Here is a 23,112-nt window from a genome sequence, read left to right as displayed (position 1 = left end):
AGCAGGAAACTATATGATTCAGCCAGAAAAAATAATAATAGCTGATGATCATCCGTTGTTTAGGCAAGCTTTGTTAAGCACATTAAAAACAAAGTTTGCTCAAACTACGTGGTTAGAAGCACAAACCATTGAGGCATTAGAACAGTTATTAACTGACAATAATGACAGCGATTTAGTTCTGCTTGATCTTAATATTCCTGGCGCACATGGTTTTAATACCTTAATTCATGTGCGTACCCATTTCCCGCAAATTCCTGTGGTGATTGTTTCGGCTTACGAAGATCAAGAAACCATGAGTAAAGCTATGGAATTTGGTGCGGCGGGATTTGTGCCAAAATCAACACCTGTTGAAGATATTTTTAGTGCTATACAACAAGTGTTAAGTGGCGACTTATGGCTTCCCGCTAACTTCCAACCACTATCGCCTTCTCAAGATAGTAGTAATATAGCAGAGCGTGTTTCAAGTCTTACTCAACAGCAATATCGAATATTAATGATGTTTGCTCAAGGCATGTTAAATAAACAGATTGCCTATGACTTAAACGTATCAGAAGCAACCATAAAAGCTCATGCCACGGCGATATTTAGAAAACTTGACGTGCGTAATAGAACTCAAGCGGTGATCGCTATTGGCCAACTGGACTTAACAGACAAAGGCTTTTCTGCTTAGTTGTTTTGAATTGCCTTCCTGAGTATCACTAGTCGAGATAGTTAGCTGATAGCTTTTGCGCCAACTTGGCGCTCATTAACGCTCTAAGTGCTGCAGGTTTAACTAACTTACGCATAAAGCCAACGTCATGCTTTTTCGTTTTCTCTTCAATATCAATTTCTGTGGTGGCGGTAATTAGTATTGCTGGCAGATAGTGCTGACACATTTTTCTAAGTGTTTTAATTAATGCCAAGCCATTTTCACCTTGGTTGAGCTGGTAATCGACCAGTAAAATCGCAATTTCATCGCGGTGAGCCAAAAAAACTTCTGATGCTGATGCTACCGAATTCGCGGTATGCACTGTACATTGCCATGCTTGTAATAACTCTTTCATGCCATTGAGAATATCAAGGTCATTATCAATACATAGCACGGTTACCCCTTTAAAATTACTACTTAACTTAGGCTTAAAAGCTGAAATTACCGTTTCAGCTGACACTTTAGGAGTGCTAACACTAAAGTTACAACCTTGGCCTTCAATAGATTTAAGCTGCAGAGGGTGATGAAGTAACTGGCAAAAACTTTGAGTGATATTAAGTCCTAACCCTAACCCCTTCATAGAGTTTTTATTATTCATTGGTGTATCTAATTGAATAAACTGCTCAAAAACAATTTGTTGCTTATCTAACGGGATCCCGGGACCATTATCTAAAATGTGAATACTCGCTGTGTTATTAACACACCTTGCCCCCAACAATACTTTGCCAGGGCTTGCATAACGAAAAGCATTTCCAATAAGGTTTTGTAAAATACGATGCAGTAAGTTGCGATCGGAGCGTATCCAAAGGCTAGTGGCTACCACTTTAAACTCAACATGATATTCTTCAGCTTTAGCTGAAAACTCAACCGCTAAACTGTCAAAGACCTCCGACAAAGCAAAATTTTGGATCTGCGGTTTGATGTTCCCGCTTTCTATACGGGCAACTTCACTCAAGTCAGCCAATAAATCGTTTGCCACTTTTAACGAATGATCGATGTTTTGTACTTGCCGCATTTGCGTATTATTTAACTGGCTTTGTTCAGACAGTGCAGAGGTAAATAAACGGGCAGCTTCAAGTGGTTGCATTAAATCATGACTACAAGCTTTAAGGTATTGGCTTTTTTTAATGTGTGCTTGCTCGGCTTTTTCTCTGGCATTTGCTAATGCTTCATTGGTTTGAGCCAATTTTTGAGTACGCTCTTTTACCCGTGTTTCGAGATCTTGATTCGCTTCTTTTAATACGTTTTCAGCTTCTCTAAAAGCCGTGATATCTGAAAAAATCATCACAAACCCGCCATCGGGTAAAGGGTTACCTTCAATGCGGATCACTTGCCCACTGCGATGCTGTCGCTCTGATTTATGAGAGGAGCTCGTTCGTAAATGATCTAATCGCTTTTTCACTTCAAAATCAATATCGCCAGAGCCACATAAACCACGCTCAACATTAAAACGTATTAAATCTTCAATAGGGCTGCCGACAAACACAAGTTCACTCGGGTAATCAAACAAATCAAGGTAGCGTTTATTCCACGCCACTAGTTTTAAATTGTTATCAACAATAGACATACCTTCACTGGCATTTTCTATCGCACTTTGCAGTAAATTTTGGCTAAACACTTGTTGTTGATTCGATGCATCTTCGACCAAGGTAGCTACATCATCAAAGGCAATTTCTCTACCATCAAGGGCCGAAGACAGCACTAATCGCGCACTCGATGCCCCCATTACACTGGCTAAGGTTTTTTCAGTATGCAAGAGTAACAATTGGTTATAACTACTATTACCTTCTTCTTTATTAAAGTCTTGTTGTTGAAATTGGTTAAAACTTCGTTTTGCTTTATCAATGCCAACAAAACGAGACACCAATAATTCAAGCTCGCGGTAATCAAGCAGACGGTTTTTATGATAATTTGACAGCTTAGGTGGTTGCCACTCCATAAATAATGACGCTTGCACTCTTTCTTGAACACTTTGTCGACTAATTTGAGAAACAGCCCACATAACAATAATGTTAGCCGTTAAACTCATTAATGTTGCGGTGGTATTTACCGGTAAAAAACCTTGTTCAAAAGGCTGCGCGTATAAACCAAATTGCGGTAAAAAGTTAAGTGTTAGCCACAACATAAAACCAACTAAAATCCCACCATAAACGCCTGTTAAACTTGCTCGCCGCCAATAAAAAGTAGCAACTAAAGCTGGTGCTAATTGGGCAAATGCGCCAAAAGCAATTTCACCTAAAGAAGATAAGGTATCGGGCGATGCCATCAAAAATACGCCATAACCAAGCATAATAACTAAAAGAACTAACAGCTTACGTATGGTTAATAAGCGTAGTCGAAATTGATCATAGTCTCGGCTTTTGCTTTTCGATGACCGAAATAACATAGGAAAAACAATTTCATTACTGAGCATAGTGCTCAACGCTATCGTCGAAATTATGACCATAGAGCTTGCCGCAGAAATAGCGCCCAAAAATCCTAAAAGGGTTAACCAAGTTTGTTGGTCAGTCCAAGGTAGAAACAGCACAAAAGCATCTGATGGCACACTATCACCTAACAATAATTGACCGGCTAAACCAAGGGGAATAGGAAACAAAGCAAATACCAATAAATAAAGTGGAAAAATTCGGCGACTTAACCAAGTATCTTTCTCGTCTTTTAACTCAACGACCATCACTTGAAATTGACGAGGCAAGGAAATAAAAGCCGCCATGGTGATAACGGTCATCGCAAGAATAGCGGTAACATTAGGTAAGGCGAGTTGTTGTTCTAACAAAACATTAGCGCCTGCTTTTCGCCATATATCCATAGGCGAGTCAAACAAAACAAAGCAAACAAACAAGCCAACAGCAATAAATGCAACCAGTTTGACTAAAGACTCAAAAGCTATCGCTAACATAACACCGGGGTGGCGCTCGGTGACATCAAGATTACGAATACCAAAAACAATAGTAAAACCGGCTAACACTAAACTGGCAATTAAACCAAAGCGCCATGGCACCATGGTTTGCTCAACTTGTAATTGGGCAAAAGAATAGACAATCGCTTTTAATTGAAGTGCGATGTAGGGCATGGTGCCGATTAACGCAACTATGGTCACCATCATGGCTAATTTATGAGACTTACCAAAGCGAGCCGCCAGCAAATCTGCAATAGACGTTAAATTAAGTTTTAAGCTGACGCGAATAATTCGTTGAATAAAAGGCCAGGCAAATACGAATAAAACTATCGGTGCTAGGTATATCGGTAAATGCGAAAGAAAGTTAGTGGAAGCTTGCCCTGTTGTCCCCAAAAAACTCCATGACGTACAATAAACACCTAAGGTAAGGGCGTAAATAATCGGTTGAGATTTTTTAATTAAACTATGTCGATATTTATCCCCTAAATAAGCGATTAAAAATAGCAAACCAATGTAGGTTAAACTTAAGGTAATTAATTGCCAGTTAGGAAACATAATTGCTCAATACGATGCGACATATCACTAGATATTATTCGCTTTCTTTGTAATTGTCAGTTAAAAGTCGTGATTATTGAGTCGTTTGCGTATAAAACTCTGAAATATAACGACCACCTTTAATATTGGCGATTAACCGCATTTTATAGCTTTGCCCTTGCGCTTCAATTAGCTCTCTTAGCTGAGTATTGGCATGCCAATAATAAGGACTTTCAATCATACCCAGAGGATATTCCGTTGCGTGGTTGTCTTTATTCACTAAGAATAAAGTAGCGCTGTCCAGCGGAAATGTCGTGTTTACTGTGGTTTTGCCACTTTTATCATAAATGCTGATTTCAAACTCGCCTGCTTTTAAAATACAACTTTCATTAATAACATCACAATGCCCTACCGGAAAAAGTTGTACTATTTTTTCTTTATTTGCTTTGTTTTCTTCATAAAAATCAGCGGCGATAAAACCCAGAACCGCTAGAATGGGTGCAACCATAAAGGCTACTTTAGTGTGTCTACTCATTGATAATTAATCTTCCATTGCTAACAATAAAAAAGGAGCGCAAGTTGGTCACTTGCAACTCCTATTATTAAACTTGATGTAAAGCTAATTTGATAATGCGTTAACTCTAGTGATCACTAACCGCAGCTGTGCCACCTGGTGTACGCATATTCTCAACCATAGCTTGAACATTTGCTGGTGCTGGACCTGTTACTTTGAGTACGGCAAATGCTACCGCAAAGTTAACAATAGCGCCAACTGCACCAAAGGCATTTGGTGAAATACCAAAGAACCAGTTTGGTTCCATTGAGCCTAAGAACGAAGTTCCCTCAATAAATAATAAGCCTTTATGTTGGAAAACATACAACATTGTAATGCCAATACCAGAACACATACCAGCAACTGCTGCAGTACCACTCATGGTTTTAGAGAAGATGCCCATCATAAGTGCAGGGAATATTGACGATGCTGCTAAACCAAAGGCAAGTGCCACTGTTCCTGCGGCAAACCCAGGCGGATGCAGCCCCAAATAACCTGAAACTAATATCGCCAATGTCATCACTATTCGACCTGAAAGCAACTCATTTTTCTCTGATAAGTCAGGCGTAAGTACCCCTTTCATTAAATCATGAGAAATGGACGATGATATGGCCAACAATAGACCTGCTGCGGTTGAAAGCGCTGCAGCTAAACCACCCGCGGCAACTAGTGCGATAACCCAGTTAGGTAAATTCGCGATAGCCGGGTTAGCAAGTACCATAATATCATTATCAACTTTCACCATTTCATTGGTAGCTTTATCAGCGGTGTATTGTACTTTACCGTCACCATTTTTATCTTCAAATTGTAATAAGCCTGTTTTTTCCCAGTCTTTAAACCACTGTGGACGTTCTGAATATTCTAGATTTTGACCAGCAACTGGCTCAATAGTATTCATTAAGTTTAAACGTGCCATAGCGCCAACTGCAGGAGCAACGGTATACAGTAATGCAATAAATACTAAGGCATAACCTGCTGAAGAACGCGCTGCTTGTGCTGAAGGAACGGTAAAGAAGCGCATAATTACGTGAGGAAGACCCGCCGTACCAATCATTAACGACATGGTATAAGCGAACATATTTAAAGTGCCGCCCATGTTATCGGTAGTATATTCTTTAAAGCCTAATTCCGTTATCACTAAATCAAGCTTGTCGAGTAAATAAACACCGCTACCATCCGCTAACGTGCTACCTAAACCAAGTTGAGGGATTGGGTTACCTGTTAATTGTAAAGAGATGAAAACAGCAGGAATGGTGTAAGCAAATATCATTACACAATATTGTGCGATTTGTGTGTAAGTAATACCTTTCATACCGCCAAGTACTGCATATACCCAAACTACAAACATACCTATGCCTAATCCTAAACCATAATCAACTTCTAAGAAGCGTGAGAAGGCAACCCCAACCCCTTTCATTTGACCAATGATGTAGGTAAGGGAGGCAATAATTAAACAAACCACAGCAACAATACGAGCCGTTTTTGAGTAATAACGATCCGAAATAAATTCAGGAACAGTAAATTTACCGTGTTTGCGCATGTAAGGGGCAAGTAACATAGCCAATAGTACATAGCCGCCGGTCCAACCCATTAAAAATACCGAGCCACCGTAACCTAAAAATGCGATCATACCTGCCATTGAAATAAACGACGCCGCGCTCATCCAGTCAGCACCAATCGCCATACCATTTTGCATTGGCGTTATACCGCCACCAGCAACATAAAAATCACTGGTAGAGCCCGCACGTGCCCACCATGCAATACCAAAGTAAAGCGCAAATGAGCCGAAAACAGCGATATAAGTATAAAGTTTTAACTCATCCATTATGACTCCTCCACATGGTATTTTTTATCGAGCTCGTTCATTTTTTTAGAATACCAAAAAATTAAACCAACAAATGTATAGATAGATCCCTGTTGAGCAAACCAGAAACCGAGCTTGTACCCCCCAAGGCGAATTGAATTCAGCGGTTCTACTAATAACAAGCCAAAGCCAAATGAAACAACAAACCAAATGACGAGACATATTAATATTAAGCGCAGATTCTCCTGCCAATATGTTTTCTCTTCCACAATATTCTCCTAGCAACGTTAGCGTTTTTAGTTTTTTTATACGCTTGGTTATTTTTGTAATAATTTAGGAGCAGTTCATTGCAGATTTACTTTTAAACGTCACTCTTGTGTTAGAGAATTGATTAAAATAAATCCATAGTTAACTTATCCTAATAAACACACTAGCAAGCATCCTTTTTAACGGGTATTAAACTTTAGTCTAGATCTGCATCTTTAATATTGACTTAAACTGTTGAACGACACTAAATTGTTCATCATACGGTATTAAAAATAAGTAATAACTATGGACGCAGATTTATCTGAAATTACAGCTTTTGTAGAGAAAATCCCTCCTTTTGACTTACTTTCTCAAGAAGTCATCGATAAATTGGTGCGGGAAATTAGTATTACTTACCTACGTGCCGGGGAAAGAATTCCACGCAATACAGAGCAAGCGGCTCAATTATATATTTTACGAAAAGGCGCTTTAGCTTATTTAGCCGCAGATCAGACCTTAATTGCTAAATACGGCGAAGGAGACATGTGTACTGTTTTTTGCCGTGATGAACCTAACAACGCCAATAAAAGCCAAAGGGTAAACTCAACGACATGCGTGATGGTTGAAGAAGATGCTTTACTTTATTGTATTGATTATCAGACCTTAAAAGCTTTAGTAAACAACACACCTGAAATCAGTGCTTTTTTCGAACAAAATTCCGCTCAGCGTCTCAATAACCGTATGCTCGAAATTAACGAACAAGCCATCTTAGCTTCATCGTTAAGTAATACCTCGGTCAAAGACTTTTATCGCCACCCCATTGCCACAATTTCAGCCGACGCTAGCATTCAAAGTGCCGCCATAAAAATGACCGAACTAGGCTTTTCCTGTTTAGTTGTCATTAATAAAAACGCCAATATGACTCAACCAGCAGGAATAATAACCGATAAAGATATCCGTCAACGTTGCGTTGCACAAGGGTTGCCGATAACAAGTCTAGTCAGTGAAATAATGACTCGTGATATCACGACTATTGATATTAAAAGTAATGCCTTCGATGCATTAATCGCGATGACAAGTAAACATATTCAACATTTACCGATTACTGAAAACGCAAAGCTTGTCGGTATGGTAACCGTTACCGATTTAATTAATAACGAAGGCCATAATGCTATTAACTTAACCAGTATTATTCATAAAGCCCATAGCATTGATGAGTTAGTAAAAATTAGCCATCTTTTGACCAAGTTACAAATTAAGCTAACAAAGCTAGGAACAAGTGCCGATCATATTGGCAAAAGTATCAGCGCTATTGCAATGGCTTTTACTGCCCGTTTAATAGAACTAGCAGAAGCCAATTTAGGACCTGCTCCTGTTCCCTATGCTTGGTTAGCAGCAGGATCTCAAGCACGACAAGAACAACTAGCTCACTCTGATCAAGACAATGCACTTATTATCTCTGATAATATGACAGCAGAAGACGATCAATATTTCAGTCAACTGGCAACCTTTGTCTGTGATGGATTAGCCAAATGTGGTTTTGTCTATTGCCCTGGCGATATCATGGCAACGAACCCCAAATGGCGACAAACACAAAGCCAATGGCAGCATTATTTTGATCAATGGATCGATACCCCAAATCCGTCAGCGTTATTGTTTAGTAGTGTATTTTTTGATTTAACGACCGTGTATGGCGATACCAGTTTATTGAGTGAAGTACGTGAAAACATGCTGAAAAAAACCCAAACAAACACCTTGTTTATTGCCCATTTAACCGCTAACGCACTAAGCTTTAGACCACCGCTTGGTTTTTTTAGAGATTTCGTCTTAATTCAAAATGGTAAACATAAAGCGACATTAGACATTAAACACTATGGTATTGCTCCCATTGTTGATTTAGCCAGAATTTACGCGTTATCAGAAGGCATTACCGCGGTTAATACCATTGAGCGTATTCAACAAGCCGCAGGGACAGGGTCATTAAGTCGAGCCTCTGCAGACAATTTAATAGATGCCTATGAATTTTTAACTATGGTGCGCTTAAAGCACAGAGAAAAACAGCTGCATAATAATATTTCACCCGACAGTTATATTTCACCTAAAGAAATATCAAAACTGGAACGTGAGCATTTAAAAGATGCATTTAAGGTTATTAAAACGCTGCAAGATCATCGTCAATCGGCAGTGAGATAGGACCTCAAAAATGTTACTTAATTGGCTACTAAGCTATGAAGCACAACGTAAACGCTTATTAAAGAAAGTACCTGATGGCGCCCTAAAAGACTATTTAGCCGTCCCTTTACCGAACATGAATACATTAATTAAAGATCTACCAATCTTGTCGGTAGATTTTGAGACCACAGGCTTAAATGCCATTAATGATAAATTGCTCAGCGTTGGGTTTGTTGAAATTGTGCATCAACAAATAAAGCTCGGTAGTAGCTACCATCAAATTATTAACACGCAAAGTGATTTATCGGCAGACAATGTCATCATACATCAAATAACCGACGAGCAACGCTCAAAAGGGCAACCATTAAAAACAGTCGTTGAACAATTATTAAAAGCATTAGCTGGAAAAGTAATGTTGGTGCATTTTGCTCGAATTGAGAAGCAATTTTTAAAGCAAGCGTGTCTGGAGCTTTACGGCTTTGCACCACCTTTTTTAATGCTTGATACTTTAGCAATTGCAAAACGAAAACTGGACAGACGCGATGTTGCTTACGATCCGTCAGAGCTGAGGCTTTCATCGCTTCGACAAAAAAAAGGCTTACCCAACCACTTTGCTCATAACGCATTAAACGATGCAATTGCTACCGCTGAATTGTTTATTGCTCAAAACCGTGAGAGCGACGTAACCCTTAAAAAATTACTATAAACGCGTTTCAATTAAACAATAGAGCCGCCTCTTAAACGCTATCGAAATAACAAAATATGTGACTTCGATAACAATATTCTTTTGCTGTCCAGCTCATAAAATTCGACTATTCACGTCATCTTCTATATTTATTTTATGTCTTAGACTTAGGTCTAATTACAAATTGTAATTTTATTCACTATGTTAGTAACCAAGTAAAAAATAATAAAACACCGCCAAAAAAGTTAGCAGTATAAGGCTTTGGCTATTTTTTGATCATGGGGAAGATAAAATGTTTAACAAAACAAAACTATTATTAGCAACGGGATTATTAACAATGGCCGGTGCTGCTAATGCCAGTTATGAGTTTAAAATTTCAGAAGACGACACCTTAACGTTTGGTGGTTATATTAAAATTGATACCCGATATGTAGACGGTACAGCAGGCTATAAAGATTTTTGGACAGGCTCAGCTCCTGTTGTTGCCGACAGTTCGCAATTTAAAATGTTTGCCAACGAAACTCGTTTTAATACCAAATATGTACACGGTGATGTAACTGGATTTATTGAAATGGATTTTTACGGCGGTGGCGGTAATGAAATTATTTCTAACTCTGTTCACCCTCGACTACGTCATGCGTTTATTAAATACAAAGACATTTTAATTGGTCAAACTTGGACCACTTTTATGAACACTAGTGCACTGCCTGAAACTGCTGATTTTGCCGGCCCAATGGTTGGTGAGGCTTTCGTGCGCAATACACAAATTCGCTATACCATGGGTAATGTTCAAGTGTCCTTAGAAAATCCAGAATCGTACGGCGGTGATGCATCCCAAGACTCACTCCCTGATGTTATAGCCAAATACACCTTCAATGGCGATTGGGGTAATGTTTCCGTGGCGGGTTTGTTCAGACAATTAAACAGTAACCCAGCACAAACTCCCTCAGGAGAAAGTGAGTCTGAAACGGCATTAGGTTATTCTGTAGCTGGACAAATTAAAACCTTCGGTAAAGATGATTTTCGCTTTCAAATTCATGGCGGTAATACCGGTCGTTATGTTGGCGTAACAGCACAACAAGATATAGTAGGGACTGAAGCAGAAGAGTCGTTATCTTTTATGATGGCGTATCGTCATCATTGGACCAAAGACACTCGAAGCTCAGTGTTTTACGGTAATATTACTACTGACATAACCGATGCTGATCGTAGCCATTGGGGTGTGAATATTTTCAAGAACTACACGCCTAGCTTATCTTTCGGTGCAGAAGTAGGTCAATACCTTCAAGATGATACTGATTCTGACTCTATGTATCTGCAATTCTCAGCGAAGTATGTTTTATAAAGTGTGCTCTGAAAAGTGATACATTAAAAAGTTCAACCTTGCGTAGTAACCTCTTTTGAGGTTTTTTAGAGAAGTTTCGGCTTCTCTTTTTTTATGTCTATGAATTAAAATATAAGCAAAAAAAAACCAGCTGAAATACAGCTGGCTGATACCATCAAAAGTTTCTCTTTAGTGTCGCTAGAAGAGAACAATAATTCGTGCCTTAACCGCTATGTGTCCTAGGCATAACAGTCAAGCAAACGAATTATTGTTGCCGCAAAAATCTAGAGAGCAACCAGAGATAATGCGACAACAACTAAATAGTAATCATTCTCATTTGCATTGTCAATATTTTATTTGGAATCATTTATTTTTTTAGTTTGGCAAAGGCATCGGCAAACGCATTACCCATAGCAGCATTGCTTTCATCTTTTGCTTTACGCGGTTTATGGGATCTTTCGTTATGCTTATTTTGCACGTTTTTATTGGTAACTTTTCTTTCTTTAACAGGAAGTTGGCTAGAGGTTTTCGAGTTATTACTAGCTTGGGTTGTCTCGTCTAAGCGCATAGTTAAGCTAATACGCTTACGCGGTGCATCAACTTCCACCACTTTCACTTTAACAATATCACCTGCTTTGACAATCTCTCGTGGATCGCTAACAAATTTATTCGTTAATGACGATATATGTACTAAGCCGTCTTGATGCACGCCAATATCAACAAAAGCACCAAAGTTAGCAACATTTGAAATTACCCCCTCTAAAATCATTCCCACCGTTAAATCGGCAACTGTGTTAACTCCCTCTTTAAAGGTCGCTGTTTTAAATTCTGGGCGAGGATCACGACTAGGTTTTTCTAACTCATTTATAATGTCTGTAACCGTTAACTCTCCAAAGTGGCCTGCTGCATAACCCTTACTACTGATGTCTTGAACAAATTCGGCCACATTTAGTTTTTCTTGTACGGTTTTATTGCCAATAACAGATTTTGTATCTAGGTTGAGTTTAGCGATAATCGCTTCAACAATCGGGTAAGTTTCAGGGTGAACGCCTGAGGTATCTAAAGGGTTGTTCCCGTCGAAAATACGTAAAAAACCTGCGGCTTGTTCGAAGGCTTTAGGGCCTAAACGAGGGACTTTTTTTAATTCTTTTCGGTTATTAAATCGGCCATGTTCATCACGGTAATTCACCACATTTTGTGCCATAGTTTTATTTAAACCTGACACTCGCATTAATAATGGTGCAGAGGCACTATTTAAATCAACCCCGACAGCGTTTACGCAATCTTCAATCACATTATCTAACGATGAGCTTAACTGGCTTTGACTAACATCATGTTGATATTGGCCTACACCAATTGCTTTAGGGTCTATTTTCACTAACTCAGCTAATGGATCTTGTAAACGGCGAGCAATTGAAACTGCACCTCTAATTGAAACATCTAGCTCTGGAAATTCACTTGCAGCAAGTTCAGAGGCGGAGTAAACAGACGCCCCTGCTTCACTGACAATAATTTTAGCAACACTTGGCGCGGCACTATCAGGCGATTGTGCTTGATGCTTTTCTTTCAAGGTACTTATCACTTCACCGATAAGTTTATCGCTTTCCCTTGAAGCTGTGCCGTTACCTATAGCGACCAGTTCAACTTTATGCTGCACACATAAATTCACTAATGTACGCACTGATTTATCCCAATGATTTTGCGGAGCATGCGGGAATATCGTCGCGGTATGTACTAGTTTCCCAGTACCATCAACAATCGCTATTTTACAACCCGTACGTAAACCGGGATCTAAACCTAAAGTCGTTTTAGGACCCGCAGGTGCCGCCATTAATACATCATTTAAATTGGTTGCAAAAACCTTAATAGCTTCAACTTCCGCTTGTTCTTTTAAGTTGCCTAACAAGTCAGTCTCTAAAGTAGGAGACAGCTTAATTTTCCAGGCACTTCTTACTACTTTAGTTAAAAATTTTGCGCCTGCTTGCGAAGTTAAACGCAAATTATAATGCTCTGAAATTAGTTGCTCCGCGCTAGAGTGCTCATTAGCGGCTTGTCCTGGATCCACTTCAATATTTAATTGTAAGCAGCCTTCATTTCGACCGCGTAACATAGCTAACATGCGATGAGACGGTACCGATTTTAATTTTTCAGAATGCTCAAAATAGTCTTTAAACTTGGCACCTTCTTGTTGTTTACCTTTAGCCATTTTACTGGTGAGATGCGCTTGTTTTAACAAATGTTTACGCAATTTTTGTAACAAGTTAGCGTCTTCAGCAAAGCGTTCAATCAGAATATAAAGCACTCCTTCAAGCACAGATTTTTCATCTATAAAACCTGCATCTTTATTAATAAATGCTTGAGCCTCATCTTCTGGTACTAATAACCAGTTCTGATATAGCTTATTCGCTAATGGCTCTAACCCAGCCTCAATGGCGATTTGCCCTTTTGTTCGGCGCTTGGGACGATAGGGCAGATATAAATCTTCTAAACGGGTTTTATTGTCTGCTTGTTCAAGCTCTTTTTGCAGCGCTGGCGTTAATTTACCTTGTTGATCAATTGTCGATAAAATTAACGCTCGACGATCGTTTAATTCACGTAAATAATTTAAGCGCTGATGCAGGTGGCGCAGATGATTATCGTCCAAACCATTCGTTGCTTCTTTACGATAGCGCGCAATAAAAGGGACGGTTGCGCCGTCATCCAATAATGCGATTGCTGAATTAATTTGTGAGGTTTGTACATTTAGTTCTTGAGCAATTTGTTCTGCGATTGACATCATTGAATCGAAAATCCGTTGTTAATCATCTTAATATTAAGCGCATTCTATCAGTAATTTTACTGAAAGGCAGTGCTAAAAACTTACCACCATTTACTGTTTGTTTTACGTACAAAAAATAACATTTTAACAACAGCTCCATACAGTAACATTTAAGCTTTTATTTATTATTAAAGTTAACTAAAAAAAGTAAGAGATAGAATTATGCAATGTTCAACGATAGAGACAACTCAACAAACCAAAGCAACTAACGATCGTAGAATGACAGAGCCACCTTGTTTAGACACTATGTGGGATCAATTGACATTAGCTCAGCAATTTTCCCTATCGAGTTTAGGGCAATTTGGTTATACATTAAGTTTTACTCGCAACGTTTACTCTAGGGTAATTGCGGTTTTGCATTTAAATAATAAAACTGCAACCATCAACGAGGAAGGTGTAATTAATATTACTTCCAGCCTTGATGTTCGCCATTAGTGATTAAGGCGTGTAACTGAGTGAAATTATACATATAATACAATTTCAAACGGTTAACGATTAATGACTAGATCATGAAAAAATCAAACTACATCACTAGAGCGGGTTGGGATCGACTCGATCAAGAATTAAAATTTCTTTGGAAAGACGAGCGTCCTAGAATTACTCGTTCAGTCTCAGAGGCCGCAGCCCAAGGTGATCGTAGTGAAAATGCCGAATACATTTATGGCAAAAAGCGATTAAGAGAAATTGACAGGCGCGTTCGTTTTTTAATGAAGCGACTCGATGATTTAACCATTGTATACCCTGAAAAGCAGCAAGAAGGTAAAGTGTTCTTTGGCGCTTGGGTAACACTGATCAATGAAGACGATGAAACTAAGGTTTATCGATTAGTCGGCCCAGACGAGTGGGATGTAAAGCAAGGGGACATCAGTATTGATTCTCCTATGGCAAGAGCGCTTTTAGGTAAGCAAGTTGATGATGAAGTCGTAGTTCAAACCCCTGATGGCGAAAGAGTGTTTGACATAATCGCAATTCGATATACAGCTAGTATTCAAACTGAACACCCAATCTAACATTTATACCACGTCTTATTTTATCTCCTTCTAAATTAACCGTATCTAAAGTGGTGGCTATATCTAGGTTGATAAACTTCATTACTGTAATGCCAGCGTTTAAATAACTGAGTTTAGTCCCTGCTAAATTTCGACTTAAACCGACTCTTGCACTGGGCAGCCACCAACTATCGGTTGCATAACCTGCGGTTAAGGTTGCCCACTGATACTTATCTCTCATTGGATCTTCAACAGGATTTGCATCTATTTCTGCATGCAGGCTCCAATCTCTTTGCTCGGTAAAAATACCGGCTTCTAATCTCACTTGACGCTGCATGGTAAATTCTTTATTAAAATCAACTTTTTTTAATATTTCAGTAGATTGGAAAGCTGATTCATCTATTTCTGGGTATTTAAATGTCTGTTCTATCAAGTTGGTAACTGACATCCCTACTTGATAATGCAATGACGACCAAACGAGGCCAAGATCCATGTCAAAGCCATTTTTATAAATAAAATTGGTATTTCTAATATCATCAAATAATGCTTCAGAGTCTGTAATTTCACCAAGACGCGCGCTGACATTTGTTAAGCCGACCCGATAAAATGAAGGTTTTACTCCCCAATATAATTGACCTAAGTCGTTCTCAAATGCTTTATGGCTATACGATAGGGAAAATTGTGCAATTTTAGTCGCTTTAATTAGCAATAAACTGTCATTATCTATCGTAAATTTAGTTTTTTTATTTTGAGGATTATAAAATAGTGTAATACCACCAGATAAATCTAACGTTTGTACGGGATCATTTTCAGAAAAGCTAGGTAAGCTTTCTAATGCACTTTTTGCTTGTTCGGCATCAAATTCAATATTTTCAAAAAGTCCGGTAGCTCTGGCATTACCTTTAAAGGATAAGCCCATCAACAGCGTACCCTTGTATAAATTATCATTGAGAATAAAACTCGCTTCACTGGTCGCTTCTGCTTTTCCATATCCTTCAGCCGCGATAATAGCAAGCAGCGCAGCTGAAGCCACCGCTTTGTTTTTTATCGCCCCCACTCTATCTTCCAAGTCAGGATATTCCAGTAATAAATTATCCCATGTGTAATCTGTATTTGAGCCTTCAATTGATGTGGGAATATCTATACCACTAGTATCACTAGGTGACTTGAAATCACTCGATAATTCATCAATCTTATCAAATAAATCATCCAAATCGCCATATTCAAGACCACCGCCAATTTCTATAGCGCCGCCTTTCATAACTTGTGGATCATCTAACTCAATAACCAATGCTGCTGCAGCTGGATTTCCCGCATTAAACAAGGATTTTTGAGAATAATTTAAACTTGCACTTCGCGGCTGTATATCTGCCCAAGCAACAGGAGTGAAAAGTATGATAAGCCCAATAAATAGTAAAAACCTTTTATTGGAATAAAAATGAATAATCATAACTGCGGTAACCTTCCTTTATGGCAATAATATAGAACGCTATACTCGAATTATTATATTAAAATAAGCGATAAAATTATATAAATCACCTGAATTTACTGTATTAGTGCTGAATTTAAATTTCACCTAATCGACTTCGCACAACTATTTGACAGACATCTAAAACAGGTGGTGGTTTATGGTAAAAGAAATCATTATCACGGTGGCGTGTTTTTACTAACCGTTTCGCAAAACCTTCGCTGCCGGTATCCTCCACTTCAATAATCAGTTGCTGCGCCTTTGGCAGTTCAGACATCAGTTGAATATCAATAATTTTAGTATGATCTCGGCTATCTACGGCAAATTCACCTTCAATGGTTGATGTTCTTTTAATCGATTGTATATGTTCCATACCATAAACTACCCGACCGAAAATTGTCATGTTGCGATCTAAATAGCGAGGCGCTTGACCAATTGAAAAATAAAAATGACTTGTCGCAGTATCTTTGCCTGTTTCACGCGCCATTGCTAACGTCCCTGGACAATGGGTTAACCAAGCTTTTTGCTCTTTCGCTGAATAACCAATAGCAAAGCCATCTTTAAAACCTGTTTGCTCTGCAAATAAATCCTGCTGTTGTACGGGTGTAAAAGAAAAGCTTTTATTAGTGGTCCATTGGTCTTCGATAGCCAACTTAGTGATAGATTTATCTTTATCACTCCCATCTTTTGGACCTGCTTGAGCAACAAAACCTTCAATAACACGATAAAATGAAGTGTTTTGATAAAAGTCTTCTTGAGCGAGTGTTTTAAATCGTGCAACATGATTAGGTGAAAATTGGGGTGTTAATTCAACAACCACCTTTCCTTGGGGTAAGGTCATCAAGATTGTATTTTGCAGCTCTAATTGACGCCATTGAATTTCTCCTGAATCAGCTGCGCCACATGAATTAATAATTAACAAGCTGGCTAGCATCATAATTTTTTTCATCAACATTCTCACTCATTCAACAAAAACAATTCAGACAACTGTGGTAATTATTACCTACGAGAGAGCTAAAGTTAATTACTTTATTGCTTGGCATTAGCCAAAGTTGTTATTATGCCCGAAAATATTTAACCTTTTGATGGATTTTATTGTGAATAAAAGCATTATCACTAACCTTATTGCCCTAGCGTTAACTGTTGTAGGCTATTTTCTTGCCCAACCTATAGTATTTACTATTGGTTTATTTGCGCTTTCTGGTGCAATAACTAACTGGCTAGCCGTGCATATGCTCTTTGAAAAAGTTCCAGGTTTATATGGCTCAGGCGTAATTCCTGCCCGCTTTGAAGACTTTAAAGCAGGTATTCGTAATTTAATGATGGAACAATTTTTTACCAAAGAAAATATTGACCGCTTTTTAACGAGTGAATCAGGCACAGCTAAGGCTATCGATTTATCACCGGTCATCGAAAAAGTCGACTTAGCTCCGGCTTTTGATAGCTTAGTTGATGTTATTGAAAATTCCTCATTTGGTGGCATGTTAGCGATGGTTGGCGGTAGTGAAGCATTAGTTCCCCTAAAAGAACCTTTTATTGCAAAAATGAAAGTTACGGTTAGCGAAATAACACAAGGTGACGAATTCAATGCAATGTTGCGTACTGAACTTGAGCAACCCAATGTAATTGAAGGCATGCAAGAGAAAGTTAGTGATATTATTGAACAACGCCTTAACGAATTAACTCCTGTATTAGTTAAAGATATTATTCAAACGATGATCAGAAAACACTTAGGTTGGTTAGTCGTTTGGGGTGGTGTATTTGGCGGAGTTATTGGTTTGATTGCTGCTATTACTAAGACTTTTTAATACCACTACTTTTATTATTTTCACTATGCGGTAACGATTCAATTGCTGAAAGTTGCCGCATTTTTGTCAGATTGACAAACTTTGTAACCTCCACAGAAAACATTCATAAACTCCCTCGTTATTTGATAGTGCCAATTGGCATAAAACCAACTGTTTTTTTTCACACAAAATGCTTTAGTTTACCCCTATATTTAAGCTATGCTAGCTCTTTAAATCTAGGGCTATATGATAAAATAATTACGACGGCGTAATTATTGAAAAAAGTCCATCAGAAATAAGGTAAACGGAGTCATGTTTGGTCGTTTGAAAGCTTTGCCAGCCGATCCAATTTTAGGATTGTTGGCTAAATATAGAGAAGATGTTAACCCACAAAAAATCGATTTGGGTGTTGGTGTATACAAGAATGAAGCTGGTCACACCGCAGTTTTAGATTGTGTGAAAAAAGCTGAGCAACATCGAACAGATACCGAAGACAGTAAAGTTTACATTGGTCCAACTGGCTCGCCTTTATTTAATGAAGAAATGAGCAAGCTTATTTTTGGTGCTCATAAAGTGCTAATCGAAAACCGCGCTCGTACTTTTTCAACACCGGGTGGAACAGGCGCACTTCGCGTTGCTGGCGAATTTATTAACTCGTGTAAATCAGGAACGACTATTTGGGTGTCTAATCCTACATGGGCAAACCATAAAGCGGTTTTTGAAGCGTCAGGTTTAATCGTTAAAACTTACCCTTATTACGATTATGAAAACAAAACTTTAGATTTTGACGGCATGTTAGCGGCGCTAAAACAAGTTTCATCTGACGATGTTGTGCTATTACACGCTTGTTGTCATAACCCAAGCGGTATGGATTTAACCAACGAGCAATGGCAACAAGTGGTTGAAGTAACCAAAGGTGTTGGTTTTACACCACTGATTGATATGGCCTATCAAGGTTTTGGTGCTGGCTTAGATGAAGATGCTTATGGTTTGCGTTTAATGGCCGAAAACGTTAAAGAGATGATTGTATGTAGCTCATGCTCTAAAAACTTTGGTTTATACCGCGAACGTATTGGCGCTTGTACCTTAATTGCTGAATCAAGCCACTCAGCAGATTTAGTTGCTTCGGTTTTAGCCTATGTTATCCGCGGTATTTACTCTATGCCGCCAGCTCATGGTGCTGCAATTGTTGAAACCATTTTAAGCTCTCAAGAACTGACTGCCCAATGGCACAGCGAACTAAAAGAAATGCGCGATCGCATTAACGGCAATCGTCAATTGTTAGTTGATAAATTAGTTGAAAATGGTGTTACACGCGATTTCAGCTTTATCGCTCGTCAATCAGGCATGTTCTCTTTCTTAGGTATAACCCCTGAGCAAGTACAACAATTACAAGATGAGTACAGTATTTATATGGTAGGTTCTAGCCGTATGAGTATTGCAGGCATAGCGAATCAAAACGTTGATTACTTAGCGCAGTCTATTGCTAAAGTATTGTAATAAACCTGTCGACAATTATCGATAAAAAGGCTGACCTTCGAAAGAAGCTCAGCCTTTTCTTTTACCCTTATTCATAAAAGTATTACAATGCACTTATTAACACCTAGCTATAATTAATATTAGTGTAATAAAACGATTACTCCAAGGATAAAACGTGACAGTAACTGGTAACCTATTCATTCTTTCGGCGCCGAGCGGTGCAGGAAAATCAAGCTTGATCAATGCTTTATTAAATCCTGAGCAAACTCAAAATAACGCAGACATTAGCACTTGTGAAAAAAATAATGCAGCGCGCCCCATGCAAGTTTCTGTTTCTCATACCACACGTGCGCCACGCCCTGGTGAAAACAATGGTGAACATTATCATTTTGTTTCGGTGAATGAGTTTAAAAAGCAAATCAATCAAAAAGCTTTTTATGAATATGCCGAAGTATTTGGCAACTTCTATGGGACTTCTGAAAAAGCGATAGATGATCAACTCTCTCAAGGTATTGATGTATTTTTAGATATCGACTGGCAAGGCGCACAACAAGTACGCATGAAAAAACCAGAGGTAACGACTATTTTTATTTGTCCGCCGTCCAAAGAAGCGCTCGAAAGTCGTTTACGAGGTCGAGGTCAAGATTCTGATGAGATTATTCAAGACCGTATGGCTGCAGCAAAAAGTGAGTGCTCACATTTTGCAGAGTTCGACTACATTATTGTTAACGATGACTTTGATCAAGCATTACTCGACTTACGCACTATTGTAAATAACCAGCGTTTGAAGCAAAGCCAACAAGCCCTTAAACATCAAAAATTGTTTGAAGAGCTCACAAGTAGTTAAATTTTATTAAACCTTAACATAACAAAAAATTGAGTTTTTACTGCCTAGTTCGCTAGTCATTGCTTGCTTAATAGCCGTTAGCTAAGTAAACTACGCAACTATTTTATATATTTTGATTGTTGGAGAGACCAAATGGCTCGCGTAACTGTTGAAGATGCCGTAGATAAAGTCGGTAATCGTTTTGATTTGGTGCTAGTTGCATCACGTCGTGCTCGTCAAATTGCAACGGGCGGTAAAGATCCATTGGTTGAGTTAGAAAATGACAAACCAACTGTACTAGCTTTACGTGAAATTGAAGAAGGTTTAATTACTACTCAAATCATGGATAGCTATGACCGTCACACTCAAATTGAGCAAGATACTGCTGAGTTAGACGCAGTAGCGGCAATTGTTGGTGGACAACAAGAAGAAGAATTATAAAATTAGGTAATTCATATCAATTTCACTAACGATGTGATCATTTCTACTGATTAAAGATGATCGTCTAATTAATGAACTGGTATAATCTAATTGAGTGATTTGAAACGCGTGATAATTATCATAATTATCACGCGTTTTTTTTATTTTGAAAAAAAACGTTTTAATCTCCATTGAAATGTTTGGCTTTGCCTTTAAATACACGTATTCTACGAGAATAGTCGCATACCATTTCCAATCAAAAATTTATCGTGCAGGAGTTTTAGGTGTATCTATTTGAACCCTTAAAAGAATTAGTCTCTAGCTATCTATCAAAAGTACAGATAGATTTGCTGAAACAAGCCTATTTAGTGGCAAGAGATGCGCACGAAGGACAAATGCGTTCTAGCGGCGATCCTTATATTACTCATCCTGTGGCCGTTGCGCTAAACCTAGCTCATATGAAGTTAGATCACGAAACATTAATGGCCGCACTACTGCACGATGTGATTGAAGACACACCCGTCACCAAAGACGAGCTTGCAGAGCTTTTTGGCCATACAGTCGCCGAGTTAGTAGAAGGAGTGAGTAAACTCGATAAATTAAAATTTAATAACAGAGAAGAATTACAAGCCGAAAACTTCAGAAAAATGGTACTTGCCATGGTGCAAGACATTCGAGTGATTTTAATTAAACTCGCCGACAGAACACATAATATGCGGACACTCGAGTCATTACGACCTGACAAACGCCGTCGTATTGCGCGAGAAACCTTAGAAATTTATGCACCAATTGCTAACCGTTTAGGTATTCATGGCATTAAAAACGAGTTAGAAATTTTAGGTTTCGAAGCAATGTACCCTATGCGTTCACGCGCGCTGAAATCAGCGGTTAAACAAGCTCGTGGTAATCGTAAAGAAATCATTAATAATATCAGCGAGGAAATTTCTGCTCGCTTAAAAGAAAGTGGTATTAAGGCGCAAGTAATAGGTCGAGAAAAACACCTTTATTCTATCTATCGCAAAATGCTCAACAAAGAATTAATGTTCAATGAAGTCATGGATATTTATGCCTTTAGAGTTGTGGTTGAAGACAGTTTCGATAATTGCTATCGCGCTTTAGGTGCAGTGCATAATTTATTTAAGCCTATCGAGTCACGCTTTAAAGATTATATTGCGATCCCCAAAACTAACGGTTATCAATCATTGCACACCTCATTAATTGGCCCTCATGGTATCCCTGTCGAAATTCAAATTCGTACCAATGACATGGATCAAATGGCTGATAAAGGCGTTGCTGCGCATTGGTTATATAAACAAAATGGCGACGAAAGCGGCACTACCGCACAAATGAAAGCCCGTCGTTGGATGCAGTCTTTGTTGGAGTTACAACAAAGCGCTGGTAGCTCATTCGAATTTATCGAGAACGTAAAGTCTGATTTATTTCCTGAAGAAATATATGTCTTTACGCCCGATGGCCGCATTATTGAATTACCTATGGGCGCAACAGCTGTCGATTTTGCTTATGCAGTACATACCGATGTCGGTAACTCTTGTGTAGGTGTTAAAGTGGATCGTAAACCTTACCCGTTGAGCCATCCTATTGATTCAGGCCAAACCATCGAAGTTGTCACTTCTTCAGCAGCAAGACCTAATGCTACTTGGTTAAACTTTGTAGTTACGGCGAAAGCCCGTTTACAAATTCGTACCTATTTACGCTCACAAGAAAAAACGGAATCTCGCGCATTAGGCTTACGTTTATTAAGTCATGCTTTAGGCGAGAAAAAACTAGAAGACATCAATAAAGATAAGATTGAGCAAGTTGTTAAAGAAACAGGTAACCATAGCTTTGATGAATTAATGGTTAATATTGGTTTAGGTAATGCACTGAGTATCGGTATCGCTAGACGACTCACTGATGAGTTTACTGAAGACTCTCTTTTACCAGCACCTAGCACAAAAGCCAAAATGCCAATTAAAGGCACCGAAGGCATGTTAGTTAGCTATGGTAAATGCTGTCGTCCAATTCCGGGCGATTCTATTCTCGCCTATCTTAGTCCTGGTAAAGGGTTAATGGTGCATCAACAAGGTTGTCGTAATATTAAAGGCCATGAGCAAGGCAGCTTATTTCCAGTGAAATGGGATAGCGATATTAATCGAGACTTTATTGCAAAATTGCGTATTGAAATTATCAATCATCAAGGCGCATTAGCCGCATTAACGAACATTGTTGCTAAATGTGGTTCAAACGTACACACCTTAAACTCTGGTGAAAAAGACTCAGGGCTCTACACCATTGACATGGAAATTACCTGTCGCGATCGTATTCACCTTGCTGATATCATCAGAAAAATTAAAGTAATGGTAGATGTTCAACGCGTTATTCGTAACAAATAAAAACATCACTATTAAGTAAAGCTACAC

18 protein-coding genes are annotated in these 23,112 nt (G+C 38.6%); 11 read left to right on the top strand and 7 right to left on the bottom strand.

What is annotated here, in order from left to right:
• Window positions 1-13 precede the first annotated feature (13 nt).
• Window positions 14-670 (top strand): response regulator, encoded by a 657-nt coding sequence (locus tag AC27G3_RS15295; RefSeq protein ID WP_487123009.1) that lies wholly within the window; start codon window positions 14-16, stop codon window positions 668-670.
• Window positions 671-698: 28 nt separating this feature from the next.
• Here the strand turns inward: AC27G3_RS15295 and AC27G3_RS15290 are convergent, their stop codons facing one another.
• From AC27G3_RS15290 to AC27G3_RS15275, 4 genes are all read right to left on the bottom strand, one after another.
• Complete coding sequence (locus AC27G3_RS15290) at window positions 699-4,142, bottom strand: hybrid sensor histidine kinase/response regulator (protein WP_487123008.1); 3,444 nt, start codon at window positions 4,140-4,142, stop codon at window positions 699-701.
• A gap of 73 nt (window positions 4,143-4,215) precedes the next feature.
• Window positions 4,216-4,656: a hypothetical protein gene (locus AC27G3_RS15285; protein WP_487123006.1), complete on the bottom strand. Its 441-nt coding sequence runs from the start codon at window positions 4,654-4,656 to the stop codon at window positions 4,216-4,218.
• A 106-nt stretch (window positions 4,657-4,762) separates the two neighbouring features.
• Window positions 4,763-6,499: a sodium:solute symporter family protein gene (locus AC27G3_RS15280; protein ID WP_487123004.1), complete on the bottom strand. Its 1,737-nt coding sequence runs from the start codon at window positions 6,497-6,499 to the stop codon at window positions 4,763-4,765.
• Window positions 6,499-6,747: a DUF4212 domain-containing protein gene (locus AC27G3_RS15275; RefSeq protein WP_487123002.1), complete on the bottom strand. Its 249-nt coding sequence runs from the start codon at window positions 6,745-6,747 to the stop codon at window positions 6,499-6,501. The genes AC27G3_RS15280 and AC27G3_RS15275 overlap by 1 nt, the downstream gene beginning before the upstream one ends.
• Before the next feature lie 283 nt (window positions 6,748-7,030).
• On the opposite strand from AC27G3_RS15275, the gene AC27G3_RS15270 reads away from it, so the two are divergent.
• The 3 genes from AC27G3_RS15270 (at window position 7,031) to AC27G3_RS15260 (ending at window position 10,926) form a co-directional block, all read left to right on the top strand.
• Window positions 7,031-8,917 carry a putative nucleotidyltransferase substrate binding domain-containing protein gene (locus AC27G3_RS15270; RefSeq protein ID WP_487123000.1) on the top strand — a complete coding sequence of 629 codons (1,887 nt, stop codon included), beginning with the start codon at window positions 7,031-7,033 and terminating at the stop codon, window positions 8,915-8,917.
• 10 nt (window positions 8,918-8,927) lie between these two features.
• On the top strand, window positions 8,928-9,602 hold the full coding sequence (locus AC27G3_RS15265; RefSeq protein WP_487122999.1) for an exonuclease domain-containing protein: 675 nt from the start codon (window positions 8,928-8,930) through the stop codon (window positions 9,600-9,602).
• Window positions 9,603-9,873: 271 nt separating this feature from the next.
• Window positions 9,874-10,926, top strand: a complete 1,053-nt coding sequence (locus AC27G3_RS15260) for a DcaP family trimeric outer membrane transporter (RefSeq protein WP_487122997.1) — start codon at window positions 9,874-9,876, stop codon at window positions 10,924-10,926.
• Between the two features lie 346 nt (window positions 10,927-11,272).
• Here the strand turns inward: AC27G3_RS15260 and AC27G3_RS15255 are convergent, their stop codons facing one another.
• Window positions 11,273-13,684, bottom strand: a complete 2,412-nt coding sequence (locus AC27G3_RS15255) for a Tex family protein (RefSeq protein WP_487122995.1) — start codon at window positions 13,682-13,684, stop codon at window positions 11,273-11,275.
• Between the two features lie 201 nt (window positions 13,685-13,885).
• Between AC27G3_RS15255 and AC27G3_RS15250 the strand changes: the two genes are divergently transcribed.
• Window positions 13,886-14,158 (top strand): hypothetical protein, encoded by a 273-nt coding sequence (locus AC27G3_RS15250; protein WP_487122993.1) that lies wholly within the window; start codon window positions 13,886-13,888, stop codon window positions 14,156-14,158.
• Between the two features lie 74 nt (window positions 14,159-14,232).
• A complete protein-coding gene (gene greB / locus AC27G3_RS15245) occupies window positions 14,233-14,733 on the top strand; it encodes a transcription elongation factor GreB (protein WP_487122991.1) in 501 nt (166 codons plus the stop codon).
• On the opposite strand, the gene traF is transcribed toward greB, so the two are convergent.
• Both traF and AC27G3_RS15235 read right to left on the bottom strand, forming a co-directional pair.
• A complete protein-coding gene (traF, locus tag AC27G3_RS15240) occupies window positions 14,705-16,162 on the bottom strand; it encodes a conjugal transfer protein TraF (RefSeq protein WP_487122989.1) in 1,458 nt (485 codons plus the stop codon). The two genes, greB and traF, sit on opposite strands and share 29 nt — an antisense overlap.
• Window positions 16,163-16,277: 115 nt before the next feature.
• Window positions 16,278-17,135 carry a peptidylprolyl isomerase gene (locus AC27G3_RS15235; protein ID WP_487122987.1) on the bottom strand — a complete coding sequence of 286 codons (858 nt, stop codon included), beginning with the start codon at window positions 17,133-17,135 and terminating at the stop codon, window positions 16,278-16,280.
• A gap of 142 nt (window positions 17,136-17,277) precedes the next feature.
• Here AC27G3_RS15235 and AC27G3_RS15230 point away from each other — a divergent pair, with 142 nt between their 5' ends.
• The 5 genes from AC27G3_RS15230 (at window position 17,278) to spoT (ending at window position 23,085) form a co-directional block, all read left to right on the top strand.
• Window positions 17,278-17,988 (top strand): DUF445 domain-containing protein, encoded by a 711-nt coding sequence (locus AC27G3_RS15230; RefSeq protein ID WP_487122986.1) that lies wholly within the window; start codon window positions 17,278-17,280, stop codon window positions 17,986-17,988.
• Window positions 17,989-18,279: 291 nt separating this feature from the next.
• The gene (locus AC27G3_RS15225; protein WP_487122984.1) at window positions 18,280-19,467 is read left to right on the top strand and encodes an amino acid aminotransferase; all 1,188 of its coding nucleotides are present in this window, start codon (window positions 18,280-18,282) and stop codon (window positions 19,465-19,467) included.
• Window positions 19,468-19,621: 154 nt separating this feature from the next.
• A complete protein-coding gene (gmk, locus tag AC27G3_RS15220) occupies window positions 19,622-20,293 on the top strand; it encodes a guanylate kinase (RefSeq protein WP_487122982.1) in 672 nt (223 codons plus the stop codon).
• A gap of 132 nt (window positions 20,294-20,425) precedes the next feature.
• A complete protein-coding gene (rpoZ, locus tag AC27G3_RS15215) occupies window positions 20,426-20,713 on the top strand; it encodes a DNA-directed RNA polymerase subunit omega (protein ID WP_487122980.1) in 288 nt (95 codons plus the stop codon).
• Between the two features lie 263 nt (window positions 20,714-20,976).
• Window positions 20,977-23,085: a bifunctional GTP diphosphokinase/guanosine-3',5'-bis pyrophosphate 3'-pyrophosphohydrolase gene (gene spoT, locus AC27G3_RS15210; RefSeq protein WP_487122978.1), complete on the top strand. Its 2,109-nt coding sequence runs from the start codon at window positions 20,977-20,979 to the stop codon at window positions 23,083-23,085.
• Window positions 23,086-23,112 lie beyond the last annotated feature (27 nt).

The sequence above is a fragment of the Colwellia sp. SU-HH01217 genome, from assembly GCF_057543495.1.
This window is presented reverse-complemented; position numbering and strand designations above follow the sequence as displayed.

Bases quoted from the DNA above. Each gene is read 5' to 3' on its own strand.
- AC27G3_RS15295 (WP_487123009.1), top strand. From the start codon at position 14: ATGATTCAGCCAGAAAAAATAATAATAGCTGATGATCATCCGTTGTTT.
- AC27G3_RS15290 (WP_487123008.1), bottom strand. From the start codon at position 4,142: ATGTTTCCTAACTGGCAATTAATTACCTTAAGTTTAACCTACATTGGT.
- AC27G3_RS15285 (WP_487123006.1), bottom strand. From the start codon at position 4,656: ATGAGTAGACACACTAAAGTAGCCTTTATGGTTGCACCCATTCTAGCG.
- AC27G3_RS15280 (WP_487123004.1), bottom strand. From the start codon at position 6,499: ATGGATGAGTTAAAACTTTATACTTATATCGCTGTTTTCGGCTCATTT.
- AC27G3_RS15270 (WP_487123000.1), top strand. From the start codon at position 7,031: ATGGACGCAGATTTATCTGAAATTACAGCTTTTGTAGAGAAAATCCCT.
- AC27G3_RS15265 (WP_487122999.1), top strand. From the start codon at position 8,928: ATGTTACTTAATTGGCTACTAAGCTATGAAGCACAACGTAAACGCTTA.
- AC27G3_RS15260 (WP_487122997.1), top strand. From the start codon at position 9,874: ATGTTTAACAAAACAAAACTATTATTAGCAACGGGATTATTAACAATG.
- AC27G3_RS15255 (WP_487122995.1), bottom strand. From the start codon at position 13,684: ATGATGTCAATCGCAGAACAAATTGCTCAAGAACTAAATGTACAAACC.
- AC27G3_RS15250 (WP_487122993.1), top strand. From the start codon at position 13,886: ATGCAATGTTCAACGATAGAGACAACTCAACAAACCAAAGCAACTAAC.
- greB (WP_487122991.1), top strand. From the start codon at position 14,233: ATGAAAAAATCAAACTACATCACTAGAGCGGGTTGGGATCGACTCGAT.
- traF (WP_487122989.1), bottom strand. From the start codon at position 16,162: ATGATTATTCATTTTTATTCCAATAAAAGGTTTTTACTATTTATTGGG.
- AC27G3_RS15235 (WP_487122987.1), bottom strand. From the start codon at position 17,135: ATGTTGATGAAAAAAATTATGATGCTAGCCAGCTTGTTAATTATTAAT.
- AC27G3_RS15225 (WP_487122984.1), top strand. From the start codon at position 18,280: ATGTTTGGTCGTTTGAAAGCTTTGCCAGCCGATCCAATTTTAGGATTG.
- rpoZ (WP_487122980.1), top strand. From the start codon at position 20,426: ATGGCTCGCGTAACTGTTGAAGATGCCGTAGATAAAGTCGGTAATCGT.